Below are 6,736 nucleotides of genomic sequence, written 5' to 3' on the forward strand. Positions count from 1 at the left end.
TGGTTTACTAATTGTTGTTACTGTACCTCATAAACCTCAAATACGCTGTATATAGAGATAGAACCTTATACAGTTGATGAAATGGAGAATCTTATTTTTGAATTCTGCGATTATATTGCAGACAAAGATAATACTAACCCAGATAAGAAAATAATTATTTCTCAAGAAATTGAAAGGGCTATTAGAAATGTTATAGAAATGAAGTTACGCTATCCAACAATTAATAATGAAGTAAAAAACATTGATCTAGCTAAGGAAGAATTCGATAAATTAGGATTAGATGAGTTTAAAAAATTTGCCTTGAATAATTCACAGCTTGAATCTATAAATAACAATAAGATAGAATTTGATAATCAAAAAAACGAGCAAGAATGGATAAAAAATACCTTTGCTGCCATTAATAATGTTGAGTTAAAAGAGTTTGCTATTCCAAGAAAAATATATCTTTATGTAAGCTATGATGTTTTATCTGGTTCAAACTTGTCTCAGTTCGACTCAGTTGTAGATACTAAAGGACTTGATGAAAATCCAATTCGTAAAGACTTGCAGAAATATATTGATAATCAGGATACCATCTGTCTCTTTGTAACTCCCTTTAATGCTGCTCCTGAAGCTAATATTAGTAAATTAATAGGCTATCATCTAACATCTAAATCAAAAGATTTTCATCATAGATTTGTAACTTTGGTATTACCTCACAAAAATGAACCTGAACAAGTTCATGGATGTGATGGCGATTATGATACAGGAATTCAAATCAGAAAAGAAGAGATTCAAGCTACATTCAGGCATTTGAACCTAGATTTTTTCCTGGAAAATATTTTGTTCTATGATGCTTTGAGATACTATCGTAATGATGTAGTCAAACTAAATACTGACATTTATAGTGAAGAAGATGTACAAGCAGATAAAAATGAATTGATTGAAGCTATCGCAAGTGTAGTAGAACGTAGACAGAAAATTTTATTAGAAGAAATCAAGGATATCAAAGAAAGCTTTACGAGAATAAAAAATGGTGATGCTTTGACAAAATTAGAAATAAAGGTAATTGAAAATGCTATTCATAATATAAAGAATTTACGATATTTGACTAAGAGAGTACCTAGTTTTGTTTACAAAGATTTTATTGATAAATATATTGAATATTATCGTACTGTTTATCGGGCATGGAACACTAAACATGCTATTCATAGAAACTTCGGTTACTATGAGCCAAGAAATATAGATATATATTACGATATGAGGGTTATTACTGAGGGAATAAATGAAGATGAAATGTTGAAGAAGTTTACCAAAGAAGCAAAACATGAATTAGAAAACATCCTTAATGAGCTTACATCTGCAAATGAATCTTTAAAAACACTTATCCCTGAATTAGTCATACAATTTAACTCATTTTATGACAATTTTATAAGTGAAGTAGGTGTAAAAATTCAATATGAAGCTATAAGAAAATTATCACCTCAAAGCGAAGAATCTGAATTTTGGACGGCTTTAATTAAGGAAAAGGGTAGGGTACAGCTTCCAGGTGAAAACTATACACAGAACGTATGTAGGACATTGAAGTACGAACTTGAAACTGAGCAAAGCTTAAATATATTTTTAGAGATTAAAGCAGGACAGTATTGGGCAGAATTAGTTACTAAAATATTAAGCTTCTTTGGAGAAAAATAGACAAAAAGCAATTTAAAATTGCATGGAAAATAATAAGGGATGCAATAATATTGCGTCCCTAGAACCAGTTTATAAATCAATCTAACTATCTATGACTAGCTTAAGTGAAGAAATATCTAGAAAACTAAATATATATAAGAGAAACTATGCAGAATATACAACGTGTTTGATTAAAGGCAGGGAAATTGTTCTAGATGGACGACCAGAAGAAAAAGTTAGACAATTATTTATCTACTTTTTGGTAAATGAAAGTGGATTATTTCCAAGCAAAATTGATATCAAAGTGGAATCTGATTATCATGATATAGAACTATATAAAACTGTAAAAAATGAATATTTTAAACCATATTGTCCTCCTCTAATGATTGTGGAAGTGAAGCGAGAAGAAGAAAATTTGCGTAATCATCAGAAGCAGATTGAAAGATACCTAAAAAAATCTTGTTCAGAAATTGGTATTTTATACAATTATCATCAAATTATTGCTTATATAAAAAAAGACGCAGTGTTTACGAGTAATAATCTTAATAGTCTTGAAGATATACTACCTTTAATCTTGCAAAGTTCTAATAAATTAGATAAAAATCTACTAGAATTTGAAAAAGCTGTAAATGGAAGTTTTGATAGCTTTATTTATCTTGTTAATCAATATGGAAAATATAAACTTAACAGAATAGTTTTCAGACTTAAAGGTGAGCAGTTACCCGTAGTAGGATCTTTCTTCAAATTTCAAGACAACAAGCTCTACTACGATGTATATGTTCAAGATACTAAAAAACAGCAAAGCTGTGATTTTCAAGATTTTGAAAAGCTAGTTTCTATTATTTATTGACAAATATAACTTGTCTCCAAGTAACAAATGATTGTAAGGAAAATAGTAGTAATTATCCTTCCCAGTCTTGACGAGTATCGCACAGAAAATTGTCTGCGATCGTATCATCAAATAAATACGGGCAATGCTCTGGAAAAGTTCGTAATGGTAAGTTAGTTTCTTGTAGCGCCAAATCGACTCCCGCTTCAAAGCCATCTAACAAAGCTTCTTCGATTCGAGATTTTAAGCTGGGGTTCTGTCGCAAATGTCTGTGGATGGCGCGACGCTGTTCTCGAATTGTTAAAAACCAACTGCGAGAGCGTTGTTCGGGTTGATACTCCCACTTCAAGAGATGACCAAGTAATACACTCAAACGGTTCACGAGTTCCCGATACTCCTGTCTCCCCAAAGCTTGAATTTCTTCTTGCAGGTGTTGCCAGTCTAGTTCCATAACTAGCCTCTGCTCTAACGCTTTAGCCTGCTGCTGTGTCCAGCCATAGAAGTCTCGATCGTACAAAAAAGGTTTGTCCATATCCATAGAGTTGAATCTTGACAGCAAGAAACCACGAGCTAGTTTGATGATTTAAATTCAATCCTGAACAAATATTCAACTTGCTTTTGCTTCATCCCCAGATGCTTCAGCCACAGCCGCCAATCTCTCTGCCGCAGCTTGGACGATTTGAGCCACTTGGGCCAAAGGCATGTGCTGGATTTGTCTAAGAATCAGACTCAAATCTGAGGTTTCTGGAATTGGCTTGCCATCAATGCAGCTAATTAACTCTTCCATTGTGTAGCCTGCTTTCGATGCGATTCGAGCCAAATTTTCCGTATCTGGCACTTTCACACCTTTTTCCCACATCTGAACAGCAGTAGCAGATACTCCCAAAAGCTTACCAAAGGCTCGCTGACTCATTGAACCGCGAGCTAATTTAATGATTTCAATCAGTTTTTGTTTGCTTTCGATCTTCACTGCTTATATAGCTAGCCAACTGTATTTACAAGTTTACTTTCAATATTACAAGTTTACTTTTATATTGACAGCCTTGTGTTTTAGTACTAGACTATATCTCTGGTTGGAAATCGGCAACTACAGGCATCAAGCTAGTAGAATAACCCATTTATCTTTAATCAACCCAAAAAACTTAGTTTGCTACGGCGCTTGTGCTAGTAGCTCAACTTTGCTGCGAAGAAATAATATCGAAGGTGCATCATGTTTCGCAAGCCACGCAAAATTAACCAATATCGCCGCAAAGGTAAAAACCTTATAGCCACTAATAAAATTAAACCAGAACAGTGGAACATTTCTAAGGCAGAAACCAAAGAAGCTTTAAAAGTTAAAGGCTACGATGTTAAGCAAATCAAAAAAATCCACCTTCTGAAACATCAAGTGTGTATTTCCTACTGGGATGTAAAAGGCAATATATGCAGCAGCTTTTTTAGCTACCGGATTTTTGCGCGTTGGCAAAAGGAAGTAGAGAAATTAATTTATACCTGTCAAACCCTGAAGGAATGGGCGAAGCTAAATTACGTTATGAAGTACGAATTTGCTTATTACCATTATCCCAATGAAATAGAAGATACACTTCACACGATATTACAAAACCACTTGTCTGTGTTAAAAGCAACAGTACAACAAGTGGTTTTACAGGATATTTAGCAACAAAAATTAGTTAGCGGCAGAAGTCGCTAACTCCGCGAGACGTTCTTGTTGGTCTAGAGATATACAAGACTGGATAAGTGTCTCTAAATCACCATCCAAAACAGGGGTAAGGGAATAATTCTGACCTAACCGATGATCAGTAGCACGGTTATCTTTATAATTATAAGTGCGAATTTTTTCCGATCGCGATCCAGTACCAACTTGCGATCGCCGCATGGAAGTAACAGCTTCTTGTTGTTCGCTTAACTTGATTTCATACAACTTCGCCCGCAGAATTTGCATCGCCCGTTCTTTGTTTTGCAACTGGCTGCGTTCTTCTGTACAGAAAATGCGTATTCCCGTTGGTTTGTGCATCAAGTCAACGGCTGTTTCTACCTTGTTGACGTTTTGTCCACCAGCACCACCAGAACGGGCTGTAGTCATTTCAATATCTTTCGGGTCAATGTGAATTTCCACATCATCAACCTCTGGCATAATCGCCACGGTAGCTGTGGAAGTATGAACCCGTCCCCCAGATTCAGTTGCCGGCACACGCTGCACACGATGCACTCCAGCTTCAAACTTTAGCTGGCTGTAAACGTCATTACCTTTAATTTCTAGAATGACCTCTTTCCAGCCACCCATTTCTCCTCGAGATTCGCTAACTAGAGAAACTTTCCAACCTTGAGTCTGGGCATAGCGGGTGTACATCTGCATCAAATCGCCAGCCCAAATGCTTGCTTCATCGCCACCAGTACCAGCGCGAATTTCCAACATGATATTCTTTTCATCATTGGGGTCGCGTGGTAGCAGCAAGACTTTCAACCGAGACTCTAAATGTTCTATTTTTTCTTCAAGTTCTTTTACTTCCAGTGATGCCATTTCTTGCAACTCTGGGTCACTTGCAGATTCTTTGTAAACCTGACGCGCTCCGATCAAGTCTTCTTGGGCTGTTTTCCAAATTTCATAAGTATTAACTACCTCTTCCAAAGAAGAACGAGACTTAGCAATTTCTTGATACTCATCAGGATTGCTAGCGGTATCGGGGTCGCCAAGACGACGTGTTAATTCATTAAAAGTTTGTTCAACGGATTTTAGTTTGTCCAGTAAGTATGATTCAGCCATGACGAGTGCGATCGCTCCTTAAAAAATAACAAATTGGCTCGAGCATATAAATGAAAATCGACCCAGCTGATGCAGGGCCGTCGTTAACAGCAGAGCCAACCCGCTACTTCTTGTTTTGATCGTCGCCAGATGTTTGAGTGCTGCTCATGCCGTACTTGCGGAGGAAGCGCTCTACTCGACCTTCAGTGTCAATAATCTTCTGAGTGCCGGTGTAAAATGGGTGATTTCCAGACCAAACATCTACATGCAATTCTGGCTTGGTAGAGCCAATGGTCATAACAACTTGACCGTTGCAGTAAACTTTAGCTTCTGGATACCACTTGGGGTGAATATCAGCTTTAGCCATTGTTCTTTTTGTGATGAATCTATATCAATTATAACTTTCAGGTTTCAATTGGAGCTAGGGATTAGGGACTAGGGACTAGGGATTGGGCACTAGGAAAGATGTAAACAACGGACTTTTCCTAAGACTCAATTCTTAATACCTAATCTCCAGTACCCAGTCCCCAATCGCTTATCGCTTAGAGTACTGAGGCGCTTTCCGGGCTTTATGTAAACCATATTTTTTCCGCTCTTTTGCTCTCGGATCGCGAGTCAAGTAACCTTCGGTTTTCAAAGGTGGGCGGTTGTCTGGGTCTAGTTGGCACAAAGCACGAGCAACTCCCAAACGAACAGAATCAGCCTGTCCAGTCAAGCCGCCGCCTTCTGCTTTCACCAAAATGTCATATTCATTTTCTAGTCCCAGAGTTTCCAGGGGTGCTTTGATGACTCCCAGGTAGTTGGGGTTAAATTGGAAATACAAGTTTCCATCTTTACCGTTCACAGTCAGTTGACCAGTGCCTGGAACCAAGCGCACCCGTGCTACTGCGTTCTTACGACGGCCAGTGCCCCAGTATACGGCGCGACCGCTATTGGCATCTGCTACTACCATTAATTTTCTTCTCCAGGAATTGTACTAACTTTTAGTTCTTTAGGTTTTTGAGCATCGTGGGGATGTGTAGGCCCAGCGTAGACTTTCAGCTTGGTGAACAACTGCTTACCCAGGCTATTTTTAGGTAGCATACCTTTAACAGCCTGTTCTAAAATTCGCTCAGGTATACGCTGTTGCAATTTAGCGAAAGTTTCCGTTTTCATGCCACCAGGACGACCAGAATGGCGACGGTAAAGCTTTTGAGTGCGCTTTTTGCCTGTAACTGCGATTTTTTCGGCATTAATAACGATTACGAAGTCACCTGTATCTAGGTGGGGTGTGTATTCGGGTTTCTTTTTGCCTCTTAAAACCTGGGCAATTTCGCTGGCGAGACGACCGAGGCGTTTATCGGTGGCATCTACTATGTACCACTCACGCTCAAGGGATGCTTGAGAAGGAAGGTATGTTTTAACTGTTGTCATTTGTTATTTGTCCTTTGTCATTTTTAATTTGTCATTAGTCAATTGTCTTTTGTCTTTTGTCCTTTGTCTTTTGTTATTCACTAATGACCAATGACTAA

General features: G+C 37.7%; 9 protein-coding genes. 3 read left to right on the forward strand and 6 right to left on the reverse strand.

Features of this window, described 5'->3' with window-relative positions; translation table 11 throughout:
* Nucleotides 1–81: 81 nt before the first annotated feature.
* Nucleotides 82–1,674 carry a hypothetical protein gene (locus ACFE90_RS10035; RefSeq protein WP_375500052.1) on the forward strand — a complete coding sequence of 531 codons (1,593 nt, stop codon included), beginning with the start codon at nt 82–84 and terminating at the stop codon, nt 1,672–1,674.
* A gap of 91 nt (nt 1,675–1,765) precedes the next feature.
* The gene (locus ACFE90_RS10040; RefSeq protein ID WP_375500054.1) at nt 1,766–2,503 is read left to right on the forward strand and encodes a type I restriction enzyme HsdR N-terminal domain-containing protein; all 738 of its coding nucleotides are present in this window, start codon (nt 1,766–1,768) and stop codon (nt 2,501–2,503) included.
* A gap of 52 nt (nt 2,504–2,555) precedes the next feature.
* Here the strand turns inward: ACFE90_RS10040 and ACFE90_RS10045 are convergent, their stop codons facing one another.
* Together ACFE90_RS10045 and ACFE90_RS10050 are read right to left on the reverse strand one after the other, a co-directional pair.
* On the reverse strand, nt 2,556–3,014 hold the full coding sequence (locus ACFE90_RS10045; protein WP_375500111.1) for a DUF29 domain-containing protein: 459 nt from the start codon (nt 3,012–3,014) through the stop codon (nt 2,556–2,558).
* A gap of 75 nt (nt 3,015–3,089) precedes the next feature.
* Nucleotides 3,090–3,452, reverse strand: a complete 363-nt coding sequence (locus ACFE90_RS10050) for a helix-turn-helix domain-containing protein (protein WP_094328443.1) — start codon at nt 3,450–3,452, stop codon at nt 3,090–3,092.
* A gap of 240 nt (nt 3,453–3,692) precedes the next feature.
* On the opposite strand from ACFE90_RS10050, the gene ACFE90_RS10055 reads away from it, so the two are divergent.
* Nucleotides 3,693–4,139 (forward strand): hypothetical protein, encoded by a 447-nt coding sequence (locus ACFE90_RS10055; RefSeq protein WP_375500056.1) that lies wholly within the window; start codon nt 3,693–3,695, stop codon nt 4,137–4,139.
* Between the two features lie 9 nt (nt 4,140–4,148).
* On the opposite strand, the gene prfA is transcribed toward ACFE90_RS10055, so the two are convergent.
* The 4 genes from prfA to rplM form a co-directional block, all read right to left on the reverse strand.
* Entirely contained in the window at nt 4,149–5,246 is a 1,098-nt protein-coding gene (gene prfA / locus ACFE90_RS10060; protein ID WP_322665900.1) for a peptide chain release factor 1, read from the reverse strand.
* A gap of 103 nt (nt 5,247–5,349) precedes the next feature.
* A complete protein-coding gene (rpmE, locus tag ACFE90_RS10065) occupies nt 5,350–5,592 on the reverse strand; it encodes a 50S ribosomal protein L31 (protein WP_375500058.1) in 243 nt (80 codons plus the stop codon).
* A gap of 168 nt (nt 5,593–5,760) precedes the next feature.
* The gene (gene rpsI / locus ACFE90_RS10070) at nt 5,761–6,177 is read right to left on the reverse strand and encodes a 30S ribosomal protein S9 (protein WP_012410698.1); all 417 of its coding nucleotides are present in this window, start codon (nt 6,175–6,177) and stop codon (nt 5,761–5,763) included.
* Entirely contained in the window at nt 6,177–6,638 is a 462-nt protein-coding gene (gene rplM, locus ACFE90_RS10075) for a 50S ribosomal protein L13 (RefSeq protein ID WP_229483378.1), read from the reverse strand. The genes rpsI and rplM overlap by 1 nt, the downstream gene beginning before the upstream one ends.
* Nucleotides 6,639–6,736: the final 98 nt, after the last annotated feature.

Source organism: uncultured Nostoc sp., from assembly GCF_964245445.1.
Classification (GTDB): domain Bacteria; phylum Cyanobacteriota; class Cyanobacteriia; order Cyanobacteriales; family Nostocaceae; genus Nostoc.